The organism is Corynebacterium sp. ES2730-CONJ, from assembly GCF_024834055.1.
Lineage (GTDB): Bacteria > Actinomycetota > Actinomycetes > Mycobacteriales > Mycobacteriaceae > Corynebacterium.
This window is the reverse complement of sequence record NZ_JANUXZ010000008.1, coordinates 38,042-60,134: the sequence shown is the minus strand read 5'-3', so window position 1 is coordinate 60,134 and position 22,093 is coordinate 38,042. Positions and strand designations below refer to the sequence as shown.

Sequence of the window (22,093 nt, the reverse complement as noted above, 5' to 3'; positions counted from 1 at the left end):
AACCATACAACCTAACACCACACAGCGTCAAATCGCACCAAGCTCATGCACCACCACGACCAACCCTGGCCGCAACGACCCACATAAAACTACACACCCCACACCAAACACACAAATCCCCAGCACAACACATAAAAATCCGCTATCAGGTTGTCCCGATAGCGGATATCAATTTAGGAGTCGATTACGACCCCTGCAAAGGTCTTCTTCCCTTTTCTTAAGACCAGCCACTTCCCGTGGAGCAGATCGCTCGGTTGGGGTTCCCAATCTTCCTCGAGAATGCGGGAGTTATTGACATATGCCCCGCCCTCCTTAATGGTGCGCCGCGCTGCCCCCTTAGAAGGTGTCAGACCTGTTGCTACCAAGAGATCTGCGATTGTTCTTGGTTGTCCGGCTGTAATATGCGCGATACAGGTTTCAGCTAGTGCTCCCTGCAAAGTCGACTCATCGAGGTCAGCTAAGTCAGCCTTACCAAAAAGTGCTTCCGCTGCTAGTTCAACAGCGGCCATCGCTTCTGCGCCATGCACGAGAGTTGTCAACTCTTGAGCCAGACGGCGCTGTGCTTCCCGCAGATGCGGACGTTGCTCTACAGCCTTTTCGAAATCCGCGATCTCCTCTTTGCTGAGGAATGTAAACCACCGAAGGTAATCAATGACCACAGAGTCACCCGCATTGAGGAAGTACTGGTACCACGCATAAGGACTCGTCTGCTGAGGATCGAGCCAGAGCTTTCCACCGCCGGTAGACTTACCAAATTTCTCACCACTGGCGTCGGTAACCAAGGGCACTGTGAGCGCGTGAACTTTTTGCTGGTTCATGCGCCTGTTGAGGTCAACGCCTGAAATAATATTTCCCCACTGATCGCCCCCACCAATTTGGAGCACACACTGATATTGCCTATTGAGGTAGACGAAATCATAGGACTGCAGCAGCATATAGGAGAATTCCGTATAGGATATACCATCGCCACTTAACCGACGCTTCACGGTTTCTCGGTCGAGCATCGTGTTGAGAGAGAAATTTTTACCTAAGTCGCGCAGGTAATCAATCAGGCTCATCGAGCCCAGCCAGTCCGCATTATTGACCATGACAGCGCGGTCATCTCCATAATCAATGAAGGAGCGGATCTGGTTCTTGATCGACTCTACGTTGGCATTCACCGCGTCATCAGAAAGCATGCTGCGCTCCCCCTGTTCACGCGGGTCGCCGATCATCCCAGTAGCGCCCCCAGCAAGAGTGAGTACGCGGTGGCCAGCTTGCTGGAAGCGTTTAAGCATAACAAGAGGTACGAGATGGCCGGCGTGCAACGAAGCCCCTGTGGGATCAAAGCCGCAGTAAAGAGTAATAGGTTTTTCACAGGCTTGACGTAGTTCTTCGAGATCGGTTGATTGGTTGATCAAGCCCCGCCACTGCAGCTCGTCGATAATATTCATATTCATCCTTTACTTAAGGTTGGGACCACTCAATAGCTTCGTGAGCCAGCATCACTGGAATGCCATCCTCTACTCGATAAGCTATAGATAAACGTGGATTGACCAGTACTTGTTCGTCTTCCACATATTCAAGTGGCCCTTTATCTTGAGGGCACACCAAAATTTCCAACAACCGAGGATCTATCGTCATAAACGCTCACTCTAGCAAATTTAGCGAGTCTTAATGTGGCCGGTTTCAGCCCACACGGTGAGTTCCGCGGCATGCTGCTCTACGCGTGCCAATTGTTCTACGACCCGAACAGCGCTCGTTCCGCCCTTGGTCGTGCGTGATGCCACTGAACCTTCCACGGTGAGAACCTCACGCACTTCAGGGGTGAGGCGGGGGTCAATCTCTTGAAATTCCGCATCAGTTAATTGGTCCAACCCCACGCCCCGCGACTCCGCGCGACGCACGCATAGCCCTGAAGCCTCGTGTGCTTGTCGGAAAGGTACGCCCTGACGCACCATCCACTCCGCCAGATCGGTAGCTAGAGTGTAGCCTTGCGGAGCGAGTTCGCGCATCCGTTCGGCATTGAAGACCAAGGTAGAGATTAAACCGGTCATTGCTGGTAGGAGGAGATGAAGCTGGGCGAAAGAGTCGACGAGCGGTTCTTTATCTTCTTGCAAATCGCGGTTATACGCCAAGGGCATAGCTTTTAGCGTGGCCATAAGTCCGGTGAGGTTGCCAATGAGACGTCCGGTCTTACCTCGAGCCAATTCCGCCACATCGGGGTTCTTCTTCTGCGGCATAATCGACGAACCTGTTGACCACGCATCAGCTAGGGTGACATACGAGAACTCTGGGGTTGACCACGCAATAACCTCTTCTGCAAGGCGAGAGAGATCCACCGCAACCTGAGCGAGAACAAATGCAGCCTCACTTGCAAAGTCGCGGGAGCTCGTAGCGTCGAGGGAATTATCTGCTGCCTCATCGAAGCCGAGTTCTTGTGCAATGGCTTCTGGATCCAGCGCTAAGGATGATCCTGCTAAGGCACCCGAACCGTAGGGTGAGACAGCGAGACGCTTATCTAAGTCTCGTAAACGTTCGATATCGCGCAGTAACGGGTGGGCGTGAGCTAACAGCGCATGCGCTAATAAGATAGGTTGTGCTGCCTGGAAATGGGTCTTACCCGGCATAATAACCTCGGGGTGGGCCTTAGCTTGGCCAGTAAGTGCAGCAATCAGTTTTGTTATATCTAGGGCTATGTCACGAATGGCATCACGCACCCACATCCTGAAGAGGGTAGCTACCTGGTCGTTACGGGATCGTCCCGCACGCAGCCGCCCACCGACTTCTGGGCCTACAAGCTCTATGAGGCCGCGCTCGAGGGCACCGTGCACATCCTCATCTGTTGGCAGCGGCTGGAAGCTCCCATCTTGAACACGCTCGCCTAATAGCTCAAGTCCACTCAACATGGTCTCCAGATCAGAGTCGGTGAGTAGCTGAGCTTTGTGCAGAACTCTAGCGTGCGCTTGAGAAGCCAAGATATCATAAGGTGCTAAAACCCAATCGAAATGGGTAGATACTGAGAGATTAAACATTGCTTCGGATGGACCGCCAGCGAAGCGTCCACCCCACAGTGCGCCTTGGTTAGTTCTATGTGGAGCCGATGTGTCTTCCATGATTATTTCCTTAGAGTAAAGTGTGCTCACTAGACAAAGGGGCCCAAAGGTTCATGTACCTTCAGGCCCACGTCTTCTTATTTAGGCTTCGCGATCTCGCTTATTGGAGATTTTCGACGACAGCCCGTGCAACTCCACAAAACCCTTGGCAAAGGTTTGGTCGAAAGTGTCGCCGGTATCGTACGTGGCAAGGTTGAAATCATAAAGCGAATGATCCGATTTACGACCATTGACCGTACATTTACCGGCATGCAGCACCATGCGAATATCGCCAGTGACATGCTCCTGAGTGGAGTCTATGAAGGCCTCGAGCGAGCGCTTGAGAGGGCCGAACCACAGACCATCATAGACTTCCTCTGACCAGCGGGCGTCGATCAGCCTCTTATAACGGGCTAATTCACGCTCAATGGTCACGTCTTCGAGAGCCTCATGCGCAGTGATCAACGCAACGGCCCCTGGAGCCTCATAGACTTCACGAGATTTGATACCCACCAGACGGTCCTCGACCATATCGAGCCGACCAATTCCTTGAGCTCCTGCCCGGCGATTAAGTTCCTCGATGATCTGCAATACGCTGAGTTGACGTCCGTCCACGGCCACCGGCGTTCCATGCTCAAAGGAAATGGTCACCTCATCAGGAGCATTTCCGAGAGCTGGGTCCTCGGTATAGGCGTAAAGGTCCTTGGTCGGTGGATTCCAGAGATCCTCAAGGAAGCCGGTCTCCACCGCGCGGCCCCACACGTTTTGGTCAATGGAAAATGGAGATTTCTTGGACTGCTCGATTGGTAGACCGATCTCCTCCGCGAACTGGATTGCTTTATCCCTCGTCCATGCATAATCGCGGGCTGGCGCAATAATATCGAGTTCTGGAGCTAAAGCCCTAAACCCAACCTCGAAACGCACCTGGTCGTTGCCTTTTCCAGTACAACCGTGCGCAACGTGCGTACCACCATGCTGGTGCGCGGCTTTCACCAAGTGCTGAACAATGAGGGGGCGCGAAATAGCCGACACCAATGGGTACTGCTTCATATAAGCACCGTTAGCTTTGATGGTGGGAAGGCAATAGTGTTCAGCAAATTCGTCTCGAGCGTCGATTATGACCGACTCAACCGCACCGCAGTCGAGAGCGCGCTGCCGTACTGATTCCATATCTTCACCACCTTGGCCCAGATCGATCGAAACTGCCACGACCTCGCCACCGGTCATTTTGGCCAGATATGGGATAGCGACCGAGGTATCGAGTCCGCCAGAATATGCAAGTACAACGCGATTGTTCATGTTTTCTCCTTAGTTTTTAGGTGATGTTCCAGGAAGACGTGTCTTCTCTTGACGTATTAAAATCTCGGCGAGCTCCTTGCCACTCATAGGATCGCGAGCTAGCACAAACACGGTGTCATCACCGGCGATGGTACCCACGACCTCGTCCATACTGACTCTATCGATGAAACTTGCGAGAAAAGCGGCCGCTCCTGGTGGTGTTCTCAATACCGCGATCTGACCCGAATGATCTGCTGATACCAGCAAGTTATCCAGCATCTTGCGAAGCTTCTCTCGGGTTCCAGCGCCGGCAGCGACAGTGGATTCTTCCTCGAGAGCTCCGATTGCATAAAATGCGCGGCCATTATCGGGTCGAACCTTCTTCGCCCCCAGCTCGTCTAGATCCCGTGACAGCGTTCCTTGAGTGATATGAACATTGCGCTGTTTGAGCAAGGAGGACAGTTGATTCTGGCTGGACACGAGGTTTTGCTCGAGCAATTCCACGATCAGCGCTTGGCGGACCGTACGGGTGATCTGCGAATGTGCCATTGGTTTTCCAATTCCAGAAGTATTAAGTGTCGGAATTTGCTGCCAGTAACCACGTCAATAAAGCTTTTTGCGCGTGGAGACGGTTCTCGGCCTGATCGAAGACGACGGACTGCGGTCCGTCGATTACGTCAGCGGCTACCTCGTACCCTCGGTAGGCAGGCAAACAATGCATAAAGATAGCATTTTTATTAGCCTTCTGCATAATTTGTGGGGTTACCTGATAAGGCATGAAGTCCACACGTCGCTGCTCCGCCTGCTCTTCCATGCCCATAGATACCCATGTATCAGTGATGACAATATCGGCGCCCACAGCAGATTCGAGGTCACTGGTAATGCTAATATCAGCACCAGTCATCTCGGCCCGTGTGCGAGCTCTGTCAACATAAATTTTCGAAGGTTGATGGTTTTCAGGAGATATAACCGTTAGGTTCAATCCTGCTGTGGCGAAGCCAAGCATATACGAGTGAGCCATATTATTGGCGCCATCCCCGATATAACAAGCTCGCAGCTGCCCCAATGACCTTGGATCGGGACAAAGCTTTTCCATGATAGTCAGCAAATCAGCAATAATCTGACACGGGTGGAAATCATCGCAGAGACCATTTATGACAGGAACCGTAGAGCGGCTCGCCATATCCCACAGGTTTTTGTGCGCTGAAGTCCGCCACACGATTGCGGACACCATGCGTGAGAGCGTCGCGGCTGTATCAGCGTAGCTTTCTCCCTTACCTATTTGAGTGACCGAGGTATCTACCACGATCGCGCGGCCGCCAAGCTGGCTAATTCCGACGTCGAAAGAAAACCGGGTTCGTGTGGATGTCTTATCGAGGAGAACTGCCACGCTTTGCGGTCCACTGAGCGGCTTGAGATCCCACGGGTGTTTTTTCATCTCGAGCGCTAGCTTGAGAATATCGGCCTGTTCTTGGTGTGTGACGTGGTCATCGGCAAGAAAATGGCGCACTCCATTGATTATCGGCGATTGCTCGAATATGGACATAACGGACTGCCTCTCTTTCCAGTTACCTCACGATAACATAAATGCAGTCATATTAATTTTATGGCGGCTTTTGTGGGGCGAGCGATATCGCTCGCCCCACGTTATTCGGCCGAACTTTATGAGCGCATCGTCGCACCGAAGAGGTCACCAGCACGCTTAACAGCAGCTAAACGTCCTTCAGAGCATTCGTCATCGGTCAGAGTACGATCTTGAGCCCGGAAAGTCAGGGCAAAGGTGAGTGACTTCTTATGATCCCCTAGGGTCTCAGCACGGTAGATATCGAATAGTTCTGCACTTTCTAGAAGCGGGCCGGCGGCCTCAACGATGGCTGCTCGCACGTGCTCACTCGGCACATCTTCGTCGACTACCAGCGCCAGGTCCTGTTTGAGCGTGGGATAAGCGGAAAGGACTGGTGCAGGTAGAGTTTCCCGAATAGGTAGGGCTGTCATATCCATTTCCATGGCGCACGTTCGATGTGGCAATCCTAATTTCTCCACTATTTGCGGGTGGAGTTCTCCGGCATACCCCACCACGGTATCGTCTACCAGCAACGCAGCGCATCGACCGGGATGCCAAGGAAGCTCGTCGGCATTGCGCACTGTCAGAGTCACTCCAGCAGCCCGAGCTACGATCCGAGCAGCTTCGATCGCATCAGCATAGCTATAGGTCCGTGCTTGGGAAAGCGGCCCATCTACAGCAATCAAGCCCGAGCCAACTGCAGCAATATGAACGGGCTGATACGGCAGGGAGTTCATCACAGCCTCGATATCACGAGCACTCGGACGCGTGCGCACATCAAGCATTGGTGAACGTCCTCCACCGTGAGCGAAAGCCACCTGCTGCTGCCCAAATAGCGCTATATCGTTCGTACCGCGAGCTATATTACGACTCAAAGCCTCCAGCATAGAGGGAAGGAGAGTTGTTCCGATGATGGCGTAGTCGGCATCGAGTGGATTTTGCACGCTCACTACCGCGCGACGGGGATCATCAGCACTCAGACCCCACGTGTCGAATGTATCGTTTTTGATAAAGGGGGTGGGTAAAATCTCCACGTAGCCGTTATATGCTAGCGCATGACCAACCGCACGGCGTCGTTTCTGTGCTGGACTGAGACCATGACCCACGGGAGCCTGTGGAACGATTGATGGGATTGCCTCTAAGCCCTCGAGGCGTAGAATTTCTTCCACCAAGTCACACGGCTCCTCTAGATCCGGACGCCACGTCGCTGGCTTCACCGTGAGGTTCTCAGCTGCGGGATCCACTGTGACCTGGCATCCGACCTCTTTTAACCGGGCGACTACGGTGTCGAGACCGTAGTCGACGCCCACCAGCTCACTAGGGCGGGAGGCACGCATGAGGATCTCTGGCATGTCCGGAATTTCCCCCACGATTGTCGAATTAGGCTCGATGGAGCCACCGCCATAGCGAGCCAGGAGATCAGCGGCCAGATCTAAGGCAACCTCAACTAATGCTGGATCTACTCCACGCTCGAAACGCCTCGAGGATTCGCTCGATATTTTATGGCGACGGGAGGTTCTAGCGATCGAAATGGGGTCCCAGTGGGCGGCCTCGAGGTATATATCAGTGGTCGATTCGCTGATTTCCGAATGCGATCCTCCCATTACTCCAGCAAGAGAGAGCACGTGAGAATCGTCGGCAATGACGACATCTTCGAGGTCGAGTGCTTTAACCTGGTGGTCAATGAGCTCCAGCTTCTCCCCCGCTGCAGCACGCCTGATGCGAAGATCCCCCTCGATTTTATGCGCGTCGAAAGCGTGCATGGGTTGTCCTAGATACAGCATCACATAGTTGGTGATATCGGTTGGCAAATTGATAAGACGCTGGCCGGAGAGCAGGAGCTCACGCTGCATCCACAGTGGGGTGATTGCCTCGGGATCACAACCACTGACGTGGCGTATACCGAATCGCTGCGCCCGCGTGTCCTCTGCAATATGGATCTGTATTAATGATTCTGAGGCGGTAGGGACTCCAGAGATTTCTTCCAAGGCGGGGTCGTCGTAGTGCAATCCAAAAGCTGCCGCCAGTTCACGAACGAGGCCGCGTACCGAGAGAGCATAGCCGCGATCTGGGGTGATATTAACGTCGAAGACTGTGTCATCGAGCCCTAAAACGGAGCGAGCGTCTGCACCGAGTTCACCCTCATAATCGCTGAGCACAATGATGCCTTCAGATTTTTCGGTCAAACCCAATTCGGCAGCTGAACAAATCATCCCGGCGGATATGCGACCATAGGTTTCTCGAGTCGCGATTGCGAAGTTTCCGGGTAACACTGCACCGGGCAGCGATACAACTACTGTAGAGCCAACGGAAAAGTTGCGAGCTCCGCAGACGATCGATTGCAAGTCGCCTGTCCCGTTCGATTGTCCTACGTCGACATGGCAGTGTCGAATGGGCTTTTTGAATCCTTCCAGTTCCTCAATATCCGCCACACGGCCAATAACGAGGGGGCCTGAGATCTTCGGTAACTCTCGATACCCTTCGGTCTCGAATCCAACCCGGACGAAAGCGGCATCGAGTTCTTCGGCGCTTACCCCTGGCCATTGCGGATTGGACCGTTTCAACAGCGCGCTCAACCAGTTTTGCGAAATCAGCATAATGTCATTCTTCTCTCAAAAGTAAAATATTAGGAGTCCACAGCTAAATTTAGGCTTGAATGCCGAATGGTCGCGTGAATCGGACATCGCCTTCGACCATATCGCGCATATCATTGAGCCCGTTGCTGAACTGCAGCGTACGCTCGAGTCCCATTCCAAAGGCAAAGCCGCTATAGATATCCGGATCGATACCAGCAGCGCGCAGCACATTAGGGTTAACCATGCCGCAGCCACCCCATTCAATCCATCCGGCGCCACCCTTTTTGTGAGGGAACCATACATCAACCTCTGCAGATGGCTCCGTAAACGGGAAATAGTTCACGCGCATTCGAGTTCGGGTCTCGGGCCCGAAAAGGGTCCGTGCTAGGTGATCTAAAGTACCACGCAGGTGAGCCATGGTCAGCCCTTTATCTACTGCTAGGCCTTCAACCTGATGAAATACCGGTGTGTGGGTAGCATCGAGCTCGTCGGTCCTAAATACCCGGCCCGGACATACCACGTGAATTGGGAGGTCACGCGAGAGCATGGTACGCATTTGAACAGGGGATGTGTGGGTACGCAAGACTTGTGAGGAATCAGCTACTGAGACATGGAAGGTGTCTTGTAACGTACGGGCTGGATGGTCGGGGATAAAGTTGAGCGAGTCGAAGTTGAAATACTCTGCCTCAATCTCGGGGCCCTCTGCGACTTCGTAGCCCATCGCCACAAAGATATCTGCGATGCGCTCGCTGAGCGCTGTGATGGGGTGCAGGGCACCAGGCTTGGTTCGAGTCGTGGGAACTGTGACATCGACCCGCTCTGCGCGCAGGACTGCGGCATTTCGCTCCTCTTCGAGCACCAACTTTCGCTCAGCGAAGTACTTTTCGATACGTCCACGAGCCATATTAACCAAACGACCTGCCTCTTTACGGTTCTCCTTAGGCAATGTTCCCAGAGCCCGCCGAGCCTGCGGTATAGGCGCATCATCACCGAGATGATCTCGCCGCGCAGTAGCCAATTCATCGAGGTTTCGGGCCGCTTTGAAGGCCTTTTCCGCTTGTTCGGCGGCCGCTTGTAAGCTTGCTTGACTGAGCTCAGACACGTCTTTTAGTCTCCTTTGGATTTTTCGCGCCAGATAGCGCGCTTGTTACTCAATTAGCGTAGCCGACGGTATCAGCAGAGCCCAAGAAGACCTCGTCGACTAATTCTGACTATAAAGAGCCTTCGAAGATTCATATAAGCAGATGGCCGCCGCGGTAGCGAGATTTAGAGACTCAGCCCGCCCCCTAATAGGAATACGCACCCTCGAATCTGCTAGAGCTAGAATTTCCTCACTCAAACCATGTGCTTCATTTCCAAACAGCCAGGCTGTTGGCTGCGAAAGGATCTCACCGGCATTATCGAGGTCGATCTCACCATCGGCTGCAGTCGCCACAATATTAAGACCACTCGCTTTTAGTCGAGCTATACCGCTCGCTATATTTACTTCGCGAGCGACGGGAAGGTGAAAGAGTGAGCCCGCTGAAGACCGCACTGCTTTTGAAGACTGCGGGTCCACACTATGACCGAGAAAAATAACGGCATCTGCGCCAACTGCATCAGCAATTCGGATCAAGGTTCCTGCATTGCCCGGGTCACTTGTTTCAACCGGTACGCTAACTAGACGGGGTTTCCCGCGAAGGGCCTGGGCTGTAGACCATAAGACGGGTTCACACACGGCGTAAATTCCTGGGCTCGTGACCGTATCCGACAGCGATTTTGCCGCACGCGCCGTGATCGGATGTAGATAAAGTCCGAGATGCTGCGCAGTTTGAACGATATCTGCATAGCGTGCTGCCGCTTCCTCGGTAATAAATAGGTCCCGAGCGGCTCCTGTTGCTACGGCCGCCTCAACGGAATTTTCCCCTTCAACCAGAAACAAGCCAGTTTTTTTGCGGGCGGCGCTTCGATGCAATTTTGCAGCGTTGACAACCCGCGGCGTGCGCTCAGTATAGGGATCCTCGAAGTTCAGACTCATTGTTCGAATATTATCACGCGAGTAACTGTTGACCAGACAGTACAATCGCTCCGCTGGCGTGGTTCCCACGCAGGATCGAAACAAAACGAAGGCGGGACGCCATGCAATGAGGTAAACGCATCTTTTCGGACCTCTCAGGGATTCGAATTCGTGGTTGCAGGTCGCCGTGGAAAGCGGCGCCCTACTATCCTCAAATGCGCAGGGAAATCTTGATCTGGGAGGCTCCGCCTCTTTTCCGAATAAATCCTACTACGCTCAACCACCCGGAGATTCCTTATTCAAGTACGGATTAAACGGTGCATCTGGCTCAGCAACCTAAGCACATTATTGAGGTCACGTACGCGTCAAATATAGTGTGATAGTTGAGCGGAGGATTCTTAGCCATGTATATCTGACAGCCTCTCATTAAATTGATGTGATGAACGAACTCAACCACCATCATCGAACCAGCATGCGCTGCAGCCTTTTACATTAACTCACAGTGCATATGAGGCAATGGGTCATAGCAGATTCATAAAACCGTCTCCAAGGTTTTATTAGTTCCAAACCCCCTGAATTTTTCAGGGGGTTTGGAACTCTAAGTTCTGCGTAGGAGGGGCTATTTAGCCAAAGAAATTCCGTCGGCATCATGGGAGAAGGTGGACGCACCCACGAGGATGAGTATGAACTCCACAAAGGCCCATACGGCCACGCCAAAAACGATTGGAATGCCGATTAGTATGAACGAGGTGACTATTCCAGCTATATAAAGACCTAATTGCCAGGCAGCCCGCGTATTATAGCCCAAGTAAAAATTATGGGCGCCGAAGCCGCCGAGGAAGAAGGCAAGTATCGCAGCTATCGCCCATGATTTTGCAGGCAGGCTCATAGGAGAAGGGCTGGCATAGGTCGGCCCTACTGGTGCTTGCCGATAGTCGGGAAATTGCTGCCCACTCGAAGATGCCGGTGCGGGATACGGAAAGTCCTCCTGCTGGAAGGATCGGGGGGCTTCAGGATCAAAAGGGCCGTGCCATTGAGGGTCCGAATGTGGATTAGTCATAAGTTTTTTTCTAGGTCTTTCGCTCAGTTAGTTGTATATAAGCAAAGAACCCTGCTTGCGCAGGGTTCTTTGCTTTAGAATTTTAGGCAGCCTTTGGGGCGTTAACGTCCGCTGGCAGCGCGGCCTTGGCAGCCTCGCAGATTGCAGAGAAGGCGGCAAAGTCGTTAACCGCGAGCTCAGCGAGAATCTTACGGTCTACCTCGATGCCTGCGATCTTAAGACCTTGGATGAGACGGTTATAGGTGATGTCATTCATCCGTGCGGCGGCATTGATGCGAGTAATCCACAGTTTACGGAACTCGGACTTACGGGCGCGACGATCGCGGTAGGCGTAAGTCATTGAGTGCAGCCATTGTTCCTTTGCCTTGCGGTACAGGCGAGAACGCTGGCCACGGTAGCCCTTAGCGGACTTTAAAATCTCGCGACGCTTCTTCTTGGCGTTGAGTGAGCGCTTGACACGTGCCACTTTTAAAACTTCCTTACTTAATTAAGTTCTTACTGTATAGGTTGACGAGGATGAAGAAAGCGGGGGTTTTAAGCCTTGCCCAACAGACGCTTCACGCGCTTGACGTCGGCAGGGGCAACATCCTTCGTACCCTTCAGACGGCGCGTACGCTTGGAAGGCTTGCCCTCCAACAGGTGGCGGCGGTTAGCCTGCTCGCGGCGCAACTTACCGGAACCGGTCGTTTTGATTCGCTTAGCGGTACCCTTGTGGGTCTTCTGCTTCATGGGATTCAACGTCCTTATAACTTGTAGTGTTTACTTTTTACCCTTGCGCAATGGGCCAAGAACCATGGTCATATTGCGACCGTCTTGTTTGGGTCTTGCCTCGACTGCGCCGTATTCTGCGATATCCTCGGCTAGGCGCTCCAGAAGTCGATAACCCAGTTCAGGTCGCGATTGTTCGCGACCGCGGAACATGATGGTGACCTTAACTTTGGAACCCTTCTGGAGGAAGCGGATCACGTTGCTTTTCTTGGTCTCATAATCGTGGTCGTCGATTTTCGGCCGGAATTTTTGCTCTTTGACAACTGTCTGCTGCTGATTTTTCCGCGATTCGCGGGCCTTTTGAGCTTGTTCGTATTTGAACTTGCCGTAATCCATGATTTTGCACACGGGCGGCTTCGCGTTTGGCGCGACCTCGACTAAATCCAGGTCAGCGTCGTATGCGAGCTTGCGGGCATCATCGATTCGTACGATTCCAACCTGCTCCCCGTTTGGTCCGACTAAACGAACCTCAGGGACTCGAATTCGATCATTAATGCGAGCTTCAGCGCTGATGGGGGTCTCCTCAAAGTAGCAAAATAAACAATATGTGATCTACCGGTTATCGCATTGGCTTCTATCCCAACACACAACGAAAACCCGTTTGCGTTATCCACACAAACGGGAGACCCTTGCACTCATACAGCAGTAACTCTTTCAGTGATATTACTGACGTACTCTTATACCTTGTGCCAACTTACTTTTTAAGCAAGCAGCCTCAGGTGGGAAGATCTCCTCTTGCGACCCCAACTGCATATTCTTCAGTAAAAAACATTCAGTCCAGGTGGTAGCTTCCCAAAGGTAGCACAGCACGAATCAAGCAAGCAAGTTCGAACCCAGTTAGGTCAAGATATTCGCTAGGAACTGGCCAGTGTACGAGCCACTTACTCGAGCAACATCCTCGGGAGTCCCCTCGGCCACCACCAGCCCTCCCCCAGAACCTCCTTCAGGCCCCATGTCCACAATCCAGTCAGCGGCTTTGATCACATCGAGGTTATGTTCGATGATGACTACCGAATTGCCTTTGTCAACCAAACCTTGAATCACCAGCATAAGCTTACGTATATCCTCAAAGTGCAAGCCGGTGGTCGGTTCATCCAGAATATAAATGGTGCGTCCGTTCGAGCGTTTTTGCAATTCCGCGGCGAGCTTCACGCGTTGAGCTTCGCCTCCAGAAAGAGTGGTAGCAGACTGCCCTAGTCGAACATAGCCAAGACCTACCTCAGTAAGAGTGTGAAGGTAGCGATGGATCGAGGTAATAGGTCGGAAGAACTCAGCTGCCTCGGATATGGGCATATCGAGAACCTCTGCGATATTTTTACCCTTGTATCGCACTTCAAGAGTTTCGCGATTATATCGAGCACCGTGGCAGACTTCGCATGGTACATAGACGTCTGGCAGGAAATTCATTTCGATCTTGAGAGTGCCATCGCCTCGGCAAGCCTCGCATCGCCCACCTTTAACGTTGAAGGAGAAGCGTCCTGGCTTATATCCTCGCACCTTTGCCTCTGTTGTCTCGGCGAAGAGCGTACGAACTTTATCGAAAACACCTGTATACGTTGCTGGATTTGATCGCGGGGTGCGACCAATGGGGCTTTGGTCCACTTGGACTAGTTTATCGAGATGCTCCATGCCTTCGACACGGGTTACTCGACCTGGTACCTGTCGTGCTCGGTTGAGCTCGTTGGCGAGTGTTTTGGCTAGGATTTGGTTAATCACGGTTGATTTACCCGATCCGGAAACACCCGTGACACAGGCCAGCACTCCTAGCGGAAGCGTGATGGTGATATCGCGGAGATTATTCTCGCGCGCACCCACAATTGTAAGCGCGCGCTCTTTATCGACCTCACGCCGCTGGGCAGGCACCCCCAATGTTTTCGCACCCGACAGATAAGCTCCAGTCAAGGATTCGGAACAATCTTTAATACCTTGGGGTGGGCCTTGATAAACAATCTCTCCCCCATACTCTCCCGCTAGCGGCCCAATATCTACCAGCCAGTCCGCTGCCTTAATGGTGTCTTCATCGTGCTCCACAACGATGAGGGTATTACCAATATCGCGCAGTCTTTCGAGAGTACCAATGAGCCGCTGATTGTCCCGCTGGTGCAGACCGATTGAAGGCTCGTCGAGCACATGGAGCACACCTGCTAAACCTGATCCGATTTGAGTAGCAAGTCGGATGCGCTGAGCTTCTCCACCTGACAACGTGCCTGCAGCACGGTTGAGGGTTAAGTACGTTAACCCCACATCAACAAGGAATTTAAGACGAGCTTGAATTTCCTTTAGTACGGCCCCGGCGATCATCGCCTGGCGTTTATTTAGCTCTAAGGAGTTCAGAAATTCACTGGCCTCCTGAATACTCAGCGCCGTGACACCGGCAATTGATAACTCCCCGAACTCGGCAGATCCCAACCTAACCGCCAGGATTTCGGGCTTCAATCTGGTTCCCTCGCAGGCAGGACATGGTATCTCCCGCATATAGGCCAGCAGGCGATCTTTTTGGGCATCGGAATCGGTCCCCTCTAAGCGTCGCTGTAGATTCGGGAGAACCCCCTCGAAAGAAGAGGTCCATGTGCGGGTACGACCGAAGCGATTTTTATACCGCACTGTGACTTTATCGGGGGCTCCATTGAGGACAATATCCTGCTGTTTCTTCGTCAATTCCTCGTATGGCGTGGCAGGGTCAATGCCCACAGTATTGCATAACCCCTTGATCAGCTTTTGGTAATAGCCGTCAGCGGAACCTGAGGTGCTGAAGGGGTGGATAGCCCGAATGAGGGGCGCAGATTTATCCGGTATAACGAGGTCGATATCAACTTCCAGGCGAGTTCCCAAACCGTCGCATGTCGGACAAGCGCCGAAGGGAGAGTTGAAGGAAAAGGCGCGGGGTTCTAATTCGTCCACCCCGATATCGTGGTTATTAGGGCACGCCAATTTTTCGCTAAAACGGCGACTGCGCTGCGGATGATCGTCAGGGAGGGTGAGGAAATCGAGTTCCACAATCCCATCAGCTAGTTTGAGGGCCTGCTCTATTGAATCGGTGAGCCGTTGCTTTTGAGCGGGCTTCACCTGCAAGCGATCGACCACTACCTCTATGGTGTGTTTTACTTGCTTCTTTAGCTCTGGCGGATTGGAGAGCGGATGGACCTCCCCGTCGACACGTACGCGAGCAAAACCCTGCTGCGCGAGTTCTAAGAAGAGATCAACAAACTCGCCCTTGCGAGCACGAACGACTGGTGCGAGCACCTGAAATTTCAGGCCCTCCTCCATATCCAGAACTTGATCGACAATTTGTTGCGGAGTCTGCCGCTCAATCGTTGCATCGCACACCGGGCAGTGTGCGATACCCGCACGCGAATACAAAAGTCTCAGGTAATCGTACACTTCCGTAATCGTTCCCACAGTCGAGCGAGGATTACGGTTGGTTGATTTTTGATCAATCGATACTGCAGGCGATAGGCCCTCAATGAAATCGACATCTGGCTTGTCCATCTGACCAAGGAATTGGCGCGCATAAGCACTCAAGCTTTCAACATAGCGACGCTGCCCCTCGGCGAAGATCGTATCAAAGGCCAGAGAGGATTTTCCTGAACCAGATAAGCCGGTGAAGACCACCATTGAATCGCGAGGGATACTAATATCTACGCCTTTGAGATTGTGCTCGCGAGCGCCTTTAACAACTAGCTGATCAGCCACTGGATGATTTTCCCTTCGATTCATTCTTAGGCATTATGCGCCCTATCGAACATAGCAACGAATAAACCCTTTCGCTACTGTGGGATCCATGGACTTAGATATTTTGACCTTGGGCACCATGGATAATAAAAGTTATGCTCTCAGTTGGGGCGACCGCACTCTCCTGATCGATGCTCCTGCACAAGCCGAAACTATTCTGCAATGGGCCAGTAGGAACGAGCGATCGATCGACGCTGTGCTCACCACCCACAGTCACGCAGATCATGTGGGCGCCTTGGTTCAAGTGCTTAGTGCTACTGGGGCACACCACTATGCTTCAGCGCTCGATGCCCCTGATCTCCCCGCCCCAGTCGATACGAAACTGTCGCACGGAGATACCCTCGAATTTTATGGCCAATATCTTCAGGTGATTATTTTGCGCGGACATACTCGGGGCGGAGCGTGCTTAGCCCTCCACAACGACGGCACCACACACCTATTCGTTGGAGATTCTCTTTTCCCTGGCGGCTTGGGTAAAACTGATTCACCAGCCGAATTCAAGCAACTCTTTTCCGACGTGAGCGCCCGACTCTTTGATAGGTTTTCCGATGATGCCATCGTGTGGCCAGGACATGGGAAACCTACGACTATAGGTGCGGAACGACCAGCACTAGGGGAATGGGAAAAAAGAGGTTGGTAGCTACCTCGCGCGCCAAATTCGACTACCATCATTTAAAGGTGCTTGCTAAAGCTCCAAAAATAGACAGATTTCAGTGAAAGGTTTTACATGCTCCGCAAACTCGCCCGCCCTATGGTGGCTTCATTCTATATTTCCGACGGCGTCGACATGGTCCAACACGTTGACGAACATGCCCAAGGGACCGCGATGATTATGCGTAACCTTCGTATGGTCCTCCCTCGCCAGTATTATAAACAGCTGCCTCAAGACCCAGCTCAGCTAACCAAGATTGTTGGTGGAACGAAGATTGCCGCTGGTACTACACTATTTTTGGGTAAGTTCCCACGGTTGTCGGCTGGTATTCTCGCACTCGTGAGCGTGCCGACGGTTTTAGCTCGCCACGCTTTCTGGGAAACCCAAGATCCAGCTGAGAAGACACAGCGCCGCCAGGGCTTCCTCACCTCCATGGCTCTGCTTGGGGGGCTCTTCATCACGAGCGCTGATACCGCCGGAAAACCAGGTCTTAGCTGGCGCGCCAAGAAAGCTGCACGGGTAGCGAATAAGCGCGTTCAGCAGGCGCTGCCTACCCAAAGTGAAACTCAAAAGTTCGCAGATTCCGCAAGTGATTGGTTTGACGAAGCCCGCCACGAGTCTGAGAAGTTCCTCAGCCAGGCTTCCTCGTGGATTGGCGATACCGCTCATAAGGCTACGGAATACGTCGAGGATAACCGCGACGATTGGAGCCAGGCCGCCCGTTCATTCCTCAATGAAGCGCAAGCTAACTCGAAGGTAGCGCGCAAAAAGGTAGTGAAGGCTGCGGCCCAGGCTCAAGAGCGCGCCCAGGAGGCTTATGATCACGCTCAAGAGGCAACTGGCCGACGTGCCAAGAAGGCCTCAAAGAAGGCTACTAAGCTGCAGAAAAACGCCGAGAAGGCCATTGCTCGGGCTCAAAAGAAGGTGGGCAAGAAGCTGAACTAATCATCACTTAAACAGCATTGTGAGGGCCGCCCCAGATCGTGGGGTGGCCCTTTCGCGTCGGCACCAAAATAGATGGTGCTAGTAGAGTGGAGTTTTGGTTTCTAAGCAAGCAAGGAGATTGCCGTTGAAAAAGTCCACCGATTTAAGCGATGAGCAGAGCTATGTGGATATGCTCTTTACCAAGCTCGATGCCGAGGTGGAGCAAGCACGCCGGAAACTAAGCGCTGTTCAGATGCGCGTTGACCATAGCGATCCCGATGCAGGAGATCTGCTCGAACGCGATACTGAATTCCACGCACTTAATCAGCGCATAGACCGCCTCAACCTAGCCTCTCTCGGTTTAGTATTCGGAAGAATAGATATAGCTTCGAGCGGCCTCGTCGAGAACCCAGTACCGGGCAGGGATAACCTTGAGCGCCGCTATATCGGGCGGATGGGCCTCGATGATCGAAACGACGATTACCGTACCCTGCTTCTCGACTGGCGAGCCCCCATGGCTAGACCTTTTTATTTAGCCACAACTGCGCAACCGGGGGGAGTCGAAATTCGTCGGCATATTCGCACTAAGGGTCGCACGGTGGTCAGAGTTGATGACGAAATTCTCGGTGGAGATCTGAGCGGAATCGAATACGCGCCCCACTCTGTGGCCCATGAATCTGCTCTCCACCTAGCTTTACAACAAGCCCGTGGGTCGCATATGCACTCCATCGTAGAGACCATACAGAGCGAACAAGATACGATCATTCGTGACAAAACCCGCGGAGTGATGGTTGTTGAGGGTGGTCCCGGCACCGGAAAAACAGCTGTAGCCCTCCATCGGATCGCCTATCTGCTCTATACGTGGCGAGAGCAATTGGACCGCCAAGGCGTATTAATCATCGGGCCCAATCCAACGTTCCTTGAGTATATTTCGCGAGTTTTACCCGAGCTCGGAGAGACTGGCGTCGTTCTAAGCACTATTGGTGAGCTGTACCCGCAAATGGTCCCCTCGAAGCCAGAAAGCCTCGCGGGGAAAGAAGTAAAAGGCTCACTAGAGATGATCACCATTCTCAAGCGAGCTGTTGCACGCCACCAATCGGAGCTCCAGGAGAATAGAATTATCCGCATCGAGGGCATCGATATCACATTAACCCCTGCTATGGTCAAATCCGCCCGCACCAGGGCACGACGGGGACGGCGGCCGCATAATCTCGCCCAACCTCTTTTCGCCGATGCTCTCTCCGCGCAGTTAACCAAAGCTCTGGTGTCCATCGTCGGCGCTGATCCTTTGGGGCGGCAGAATTTGCTATCCCAGGGAGACCAAGCGCAGATACATGACGATATTTTGGCTAGCCCTGAACTCCATGAACTCGTCGCAGAATTCTGGCCGATTCTGCGGCCTCAAGATGTGCTCGCCGAAATGCTCTGCGATGCCAAAATTTTAAGCGAGATTCTCTTCGACTACGATGAGGACACTTTCGATGCTCTCTTGCGCGATGATGTCGAGGGCTTCTCCGCCAGCGACGCAGCGCTTCTCGACGAATTAGCTCAACTCATAGGCCCCCATCCTGCCGCGACTCGCGAGCAAAAATGGGACTTGGAACGGGAAGCTGCTGAGTCAACGCTTGAAGGCCTCAGCTCCTCGGCAAACTCAGATCTCGACGATGAATCAGACGCTGAGATTCTCTCCGCTTTCGATATTATCGACGCCGAGGAGTTGGCGGACTGGCAGGTAGAAAAAGATATTCGCACCACAGCCGACCGCGCCCGCAATGATAGAGAATGGACCTATGGCCACGTCATTATCGACGAAGCCCAGGAGCTGAGTCCGATGGAGTGGCGGATGGTCATGCGACGAATACCCGCTCGATGGATGACTGTTGTGGGCGATACGGCTCAAACCGGGTCACCCGCCGGGGTCGACTCGTGGGCGGAAACCCTCGCTCCCTTTGTCTCGCAGCGCTTCACGAAGCACGAGCTCACCGTTAACTACCGCACTCCGTTAGAGATCATGGAGTACGCGCACAAAATACTCGCCCGCATTGGTCATGACCGACGACCCGCGACGTCTCTCAGATCCTCGGGGTATCCAGTACGGTTCTACCCTTCAGATACCGATCCAATGTGCATTGCTCGGGAACTGAAAGAGAAAGACCCTCACCGCTCCGTGGCGATTATCGCAGCTGATCATCGCGAGAATTCGGCCATTCGAGGGGTCAGTTCAATCAAAGGACTTGAATTCGATCACATCGTGGTAGTGGAACCGAATGAGATTGTCGAGTCCTCCCCGCAAGGGTACCAAGATCTCTACGTGGCTCTCACCCGGGCTACACAATCGTTGACCATCATTGGAGACAGCACCGATCTCACCTAGATCCCGGCTTCCTTTAAACCACGCAATTCTTTCTTGAGGTCCGCAATCTCGTCCCGGAGGCGGCCTGCCAACTCGAATTTGAGTTCGCGAGCCGCCTGCCCCATTTGAGTGGTCAACTCTTTGATCAGAGATTCCACCTCGCTGGAGGCCATAGTGGAGGTATCTTTGCGCGCGACGAGCGCGGCATCGGCTCGTCCCTCGTCGCCACTATCGGAATGAGCGTCTTGAACTTGGTCAAGAATATCGGCTATCTTCTTGCGCAACGGCTGCGGATCGATCCCATGTTCTTTGTTGTAGGCCAATTGCTTCTCTCTGCGCCTATCGGTTTCTTCGATGGCGAATGTCATGGAGTCCGTCATCTTGTCTGCATACATGATTACCTCGCCAGAGACATTCCTTGCGGCGCGTCCGATAGTTTGAATGAGGGACGTTGTGGATCTGAGGAAACCTTCCTTATCTGCGTCGAGAATGGCCACCAAGGATACCTCAGGAAGATCCAAGCCCTCGCGAAGCAGGTTGATGCCCACCAGCACATCGAACTCCCCGAGGCGCAGCTGTCGCAGCAATTCAACCCGCTGGAGAGTATCGATATCGGAGTGTAGATAGCGAACCTTCACTCCGTTTTCTAATAAATAGTCAGTGAGATCTTCGGCCATCTTCTTAGTCAAAGTAGTAACGAGCACGCGCTCATCCTTCGCAGTCCGCTCCCTGATCTCGTGAATGAGATCATCGATCTGACCCCGCGTAGGTTTGACAGTGATCTCTGGATCGACCAGACCAGTTGGGCGGATAACCTGCTCGACATATTCTCCACCAGAGGCGGCCAACTCGTAATTGCCAGGGGTGGCCGACAGATAAACCGTCTGCCCCACCCGCTGCGAGAACTCCTCCCACGTGAGAGGGCGGTTATCAAGAGCCGAAGGCAGACGGAAACCAAATTCCACTAGATTGCGTTTTCGCGACATATCGCCTTCAAACATGCCTCCAATCTGGGGCACCGTCACATGCGACTCGTCAATAATGGTGAGGAAATCATCGGGGAAGTAGTCGAGTAAGGTCGCTGGCGCGGTACCCGCAGCGCGCCCATCAAGGTGTCTGGAGTAGTTCTCAATACCAGAGCAAAAACCGACTTGTTCAATCATCTCGAGATCGTACTCCGTGCGCATTCGCAGGCGCTGTGCTTCCAGCAGTTTTCCACGATTTTCCAAATCAGCGAGCCGGTCAGCTAATTCTTCTTTGATATCTTCGATAGCTCGCGCCATACGATCCGGTCCCGCTACGTAGTGGGTGCCCGGAAAGATGCGAACGTCTTGCACCTGGCGGATAATCTCGCCGGTCAGGGGATGGATATAGTAGAGTGCATCAATTTCATCGCCAAAAAACTCCACACGCACTGCGGTCTCTTCATAGGCTGGAATGATATCGACGGTATCGCCCTTAACTCGGAATGTGCCGCGTGTGAAACCGATATCGTTGCGGCCGTATTGTATGTCAACCAGCAATCGGAGGAAACGATCTCGCTCTATTTCTTCTCCTACCTCCAACCACACGGAGCGATCGATATAGCCCTGCGGCGTTCCCAAACCATAAATACATGACACTGAGGAGACCACCACCACGTCGCGTCGCGTTAGCAAGGACGAGGTAGCCCGGTGACGCAGTCGTTCCACATCATCGTTGATGGAGGAATCCTTTTCGATATAGGTATCGGTCTGGGCGATATAGGCCTCGGGTTGGTAGTAATCGTAGTAGGAAACAAAATACTCAACCGCATTATTCGGAAGTAAGGAGCGCAATTCATTCGCGAGTTGGGCAGCAAGAGTTTTGTTGGGAGCCATGACCAATGTGGGTCGCTGCTGCTTTTCGATGAGCCACGCGGCGGTGGCAGATTTACCGGTACCCGTAGCACCGAGTAAAACAATATCATCCTCACCGCGGCGCAGACGTTCGTCCAATTCTTTGATCGCGGTGGGTTGGTCCCCGCTGGGCTGGAATTCCGATACCACCTCGAAGGTGCCCTGGGAGCGAGCTATTTCTGTAACGGGGCGATGGTCCGGCTGTTGATCGGCAGGGAGGGAATTCATAACCACCAATA

18 protein-coding genes are annotated in these 22,093 nt (G+C 53.0%); 3 read left to right on the top strand and 15 right to left on the bottom strand.

Annotation, left to right across the window (positions count from 1 at the left end):
* Nucleotides 1-173: 173 nt before the first annotated feature.
* The 14 genes from tyrS to uvrA form a co-directional block, all read right to left on the bottom strand.
* Nucleotides 174-1,433 carry a tyrosine--tRNA ligase gene (tyrS, locus tag NXS13_RS09195; protein ID WP_259080325.1) on the bottom strand — a complete coding sequence of 420 codons (1,260 nt, stop codon included), beginning with the start codon at nucleotides 1,431-1,433 and terminating at the stop codon, nucleotides 174-176.
* Between the two features lie 13 nt (nucleotides 1,434-1,446).
* Nucleotides 1,447-1,623, bottom strand: a complete 177-nt coding sequence (locus tag NXS13_RS09190; protein ID WP_259080324.1) for a Trm112 family protein — start codon at nucleotides 1,621-1,623, stop codon at nucleotides 1,447-1,449.
* Nucleotides 1,624-1,643: 20 nt separating this feature from the next.
* The gene (argH, locus tag NXS13_RS09185) at nucleotides 1,644-3,095 is read right to left on the bottom strand and encodes an argininosuccinate lyase (RefSeq protein ID WP_259080322.1); all 1,452 of its coding nucleotides are present in this window, start codon (nucleotides 3,093-3,095) and stop codon (nucleotides 1,644-1,646) included.
* 81 nt (nucleotides 3,096-3,176) lie between these two features.
* Entirely contained in the window at nucleotides 3,177-4,373 is a 1,197-nt protein-coding gene (locus NXS13_RS09180; RefSeq protein ID WP_259080321.1) for an argininosuccinate synthase, read from the bottom strand.
* 9 nt (nucleotides 4,374-4,382) lie between these two features.
* A complete protein-coding gene (locus NXS13_RS09175) occupies nucleotides 4,383-4,901 on the bottom strand; it encodes an arginine repressor (protein ID WP_259080320.1) in 519 nt (172 codons plus the stop codon).
* 22 nt (nucleotides 4,902-4,923) lie between these two features.
* On the bottom strand, nucleotides 4,924-5,898 hold the full coding sequence (argF, locus tag NXS13_RS09170; protein WP_259080319.1) for an ornithine carbamoyltransferase: 975 nt from the start codon (nucleotides 5,896-5,898) through the stop codon (nucleotides 4,924-4,926).
* Nucleotides 5,899-6,014: 116 nt separating this feature from the next.
* Nucleotides 6,015-8,513 (bottom strand): phenylalanine--tRNA ligase subunit beta, encoded by a 2,499-nt coding sequence (gene pheT, locus NXS13_RS09165; protein WP_259289659.1) that lies wholly within the window; start codon nucleotides 8,511-8,513, stop codon nucleotides 6,015-6,017.
* A 49-nt stretch (nucleotides 8,514-8,562) separates the two neighbouring features.
* Complete coding sequence (pheS, locus tag NXS13_RS09160; protein ID WP_259080317.1) at nucleotides 8,563-9,594, bottom strand: phenylalanine--tRNA ligase subunit alpha; 1,032 nt, start codon at nucleotides 9,592-9,594, stop codon at nucleotides 8,563-8,565.
* Between the two features lie 99 nt (nucleotides 9,595-9,693).
* Nucleotides 9,694-10,509 carry an RNA methyltransferase gene (locus tag NXS13_RS09155; protein ID WP_259080316.1) on the bottom strand — a complete coding sequence of 272 codons (816 nt, stop codon included), beginning with the start codon at nucleotides 10,507-10,509 and terminating at the stop codon, nucleotides 9,694-9,696.
* Between the two features lie 598 nt (nucleotides 10,510-11,107).
* Nucleotides 11,108-11,548 carry a TM2 domain-containing protein gene (locus NXS13_RS09150; RefSeq protein ID WP_259080314.1) on the bottom strand — a complete coding sequence of 147 codons (441 nt, stop codon included), beginning with the start codon at nucleotides 11,546-11,548 and terminating at the stop codon, nucleotides 11,108-11,110.
* 82 nt (nucleotides 11,549-11,630) lie between these two features.
* Nucleotides 11,631-12,014, bottom strand: a complete 384-nt coding sequence (gene rplT, locus NXS13_RS09145; protein ID WP_259080313.1) for a 50S ribosomal protein L20 — start codon at nucleotides 12,012-12,014, stop codon at nucleotides 11,631-11,633.
* 68 nt (nucleotides 12,015-12,082) lie between these two features.
* Entirely contained in the window at nucleotides 12,083-12,277 is a 195-nt protein-coding gene (gene rpmI, locus NXS13_RS09140; RefSeq protein ID WP_259080312.1) for a 50S ribosomal protein L35, read from the bottom strand.
* A 30-nt stretch (nucleotides 12,278-12,307) separates the two neighbouring features.
* Nucleotides 12,308-12,868, bottom strand: coding sequence for a translation initiation factor IF-3 (gene infC / locus NXS13_RS09135; protein ID WP_259080337.1), 561 nt, complete (start codon nucleotides 12,866-12,868; stop codon nucleotides 12,308-12,310).
* Between the two features lie 285 nt (nucleotides 12,869-13,153).
* On the bottom strand, nucleotides 13,154-16,009 hold the full coding sequence (gene uvrA / locus NXS13_RS09130; RefSeq protein ID WP_259289658.1) for an excinuclease ABC subunit UvrA: 2,856 nt from the start codon (nucleotides 16,007-16,009) through the stop codon (nucleotides 13,154-13,156).
* Between the two features lie 88 nt (nucleotides 16,010-16,097).
* Here uvrA and NXS13_RS09125 point away from each other — a divergent pair, with 88 nt between their 5' ends.
* The 3 genes from NXS13_RS09125 to NXS13_RS09115 all read left to right on the top strand — a co-directional run bounded on the left by NXS13_RS09125 (nucleotide 16,098) and on the right by NXS13_RS09115 (nucleotide 19,998).
* Nucleotides 16,098-16,688, top strand: a complete 591-nt coding sequence (locus tag NXS13_RS09125; RefSeq protein WP_259080310.1) for an MBL fold metallo-hydrolase — start codon at nucleotides 16,098-16,100, stop codon at nucleotides 16,686-16,688.
* A gap of 87 nt (nucleotides 16,689-16,775) precedes the next feature.
* Nucleotides 16,776-17,645, top strand: coding sequence for a DoxX family membrane protein (locus tag NXS13_RS09120; RefSeq protein ID WP_259080309.1), 870 nt, complete (start codon nucleotides 16,776-16,778; stop codon nucleotides 17,643-17,645).
* 169 nt (nucleotides 17,646-17,814) lie between these two features.
* Nucleotides 17,815-19,998, top strand: coding sequence for a UvrD-helicase domain-containing protein (locus tag NXS13_RS09115; protein ID WP_259080334.1), 2,184 nt, complete (start codon nucleotides 17,815-17,817; stop codon nucleotides 19,996-19,998).
* On the opposite strand, the gene uvrB is transcribed toward NXS13_RS09115, so the two are convergent.
* Nucleotides 19,995-22,082, bottom strand: coding sequence for an excinuclease ABC subunit UvrB (gene uvrB, locus NXS13_RS09110; RefSeq protein ID WP_259080307.1), 2,088 nt, complete (start codon nucleotides 22,080-22,082; stop codon nucleotides 19,995-19,997). The genes NXS13_RS09115 and uvrB overlap by 4 nt on opposite strands.
* Nucleotides 22,083-22,093: the final 11 nt, after the last annotated feature.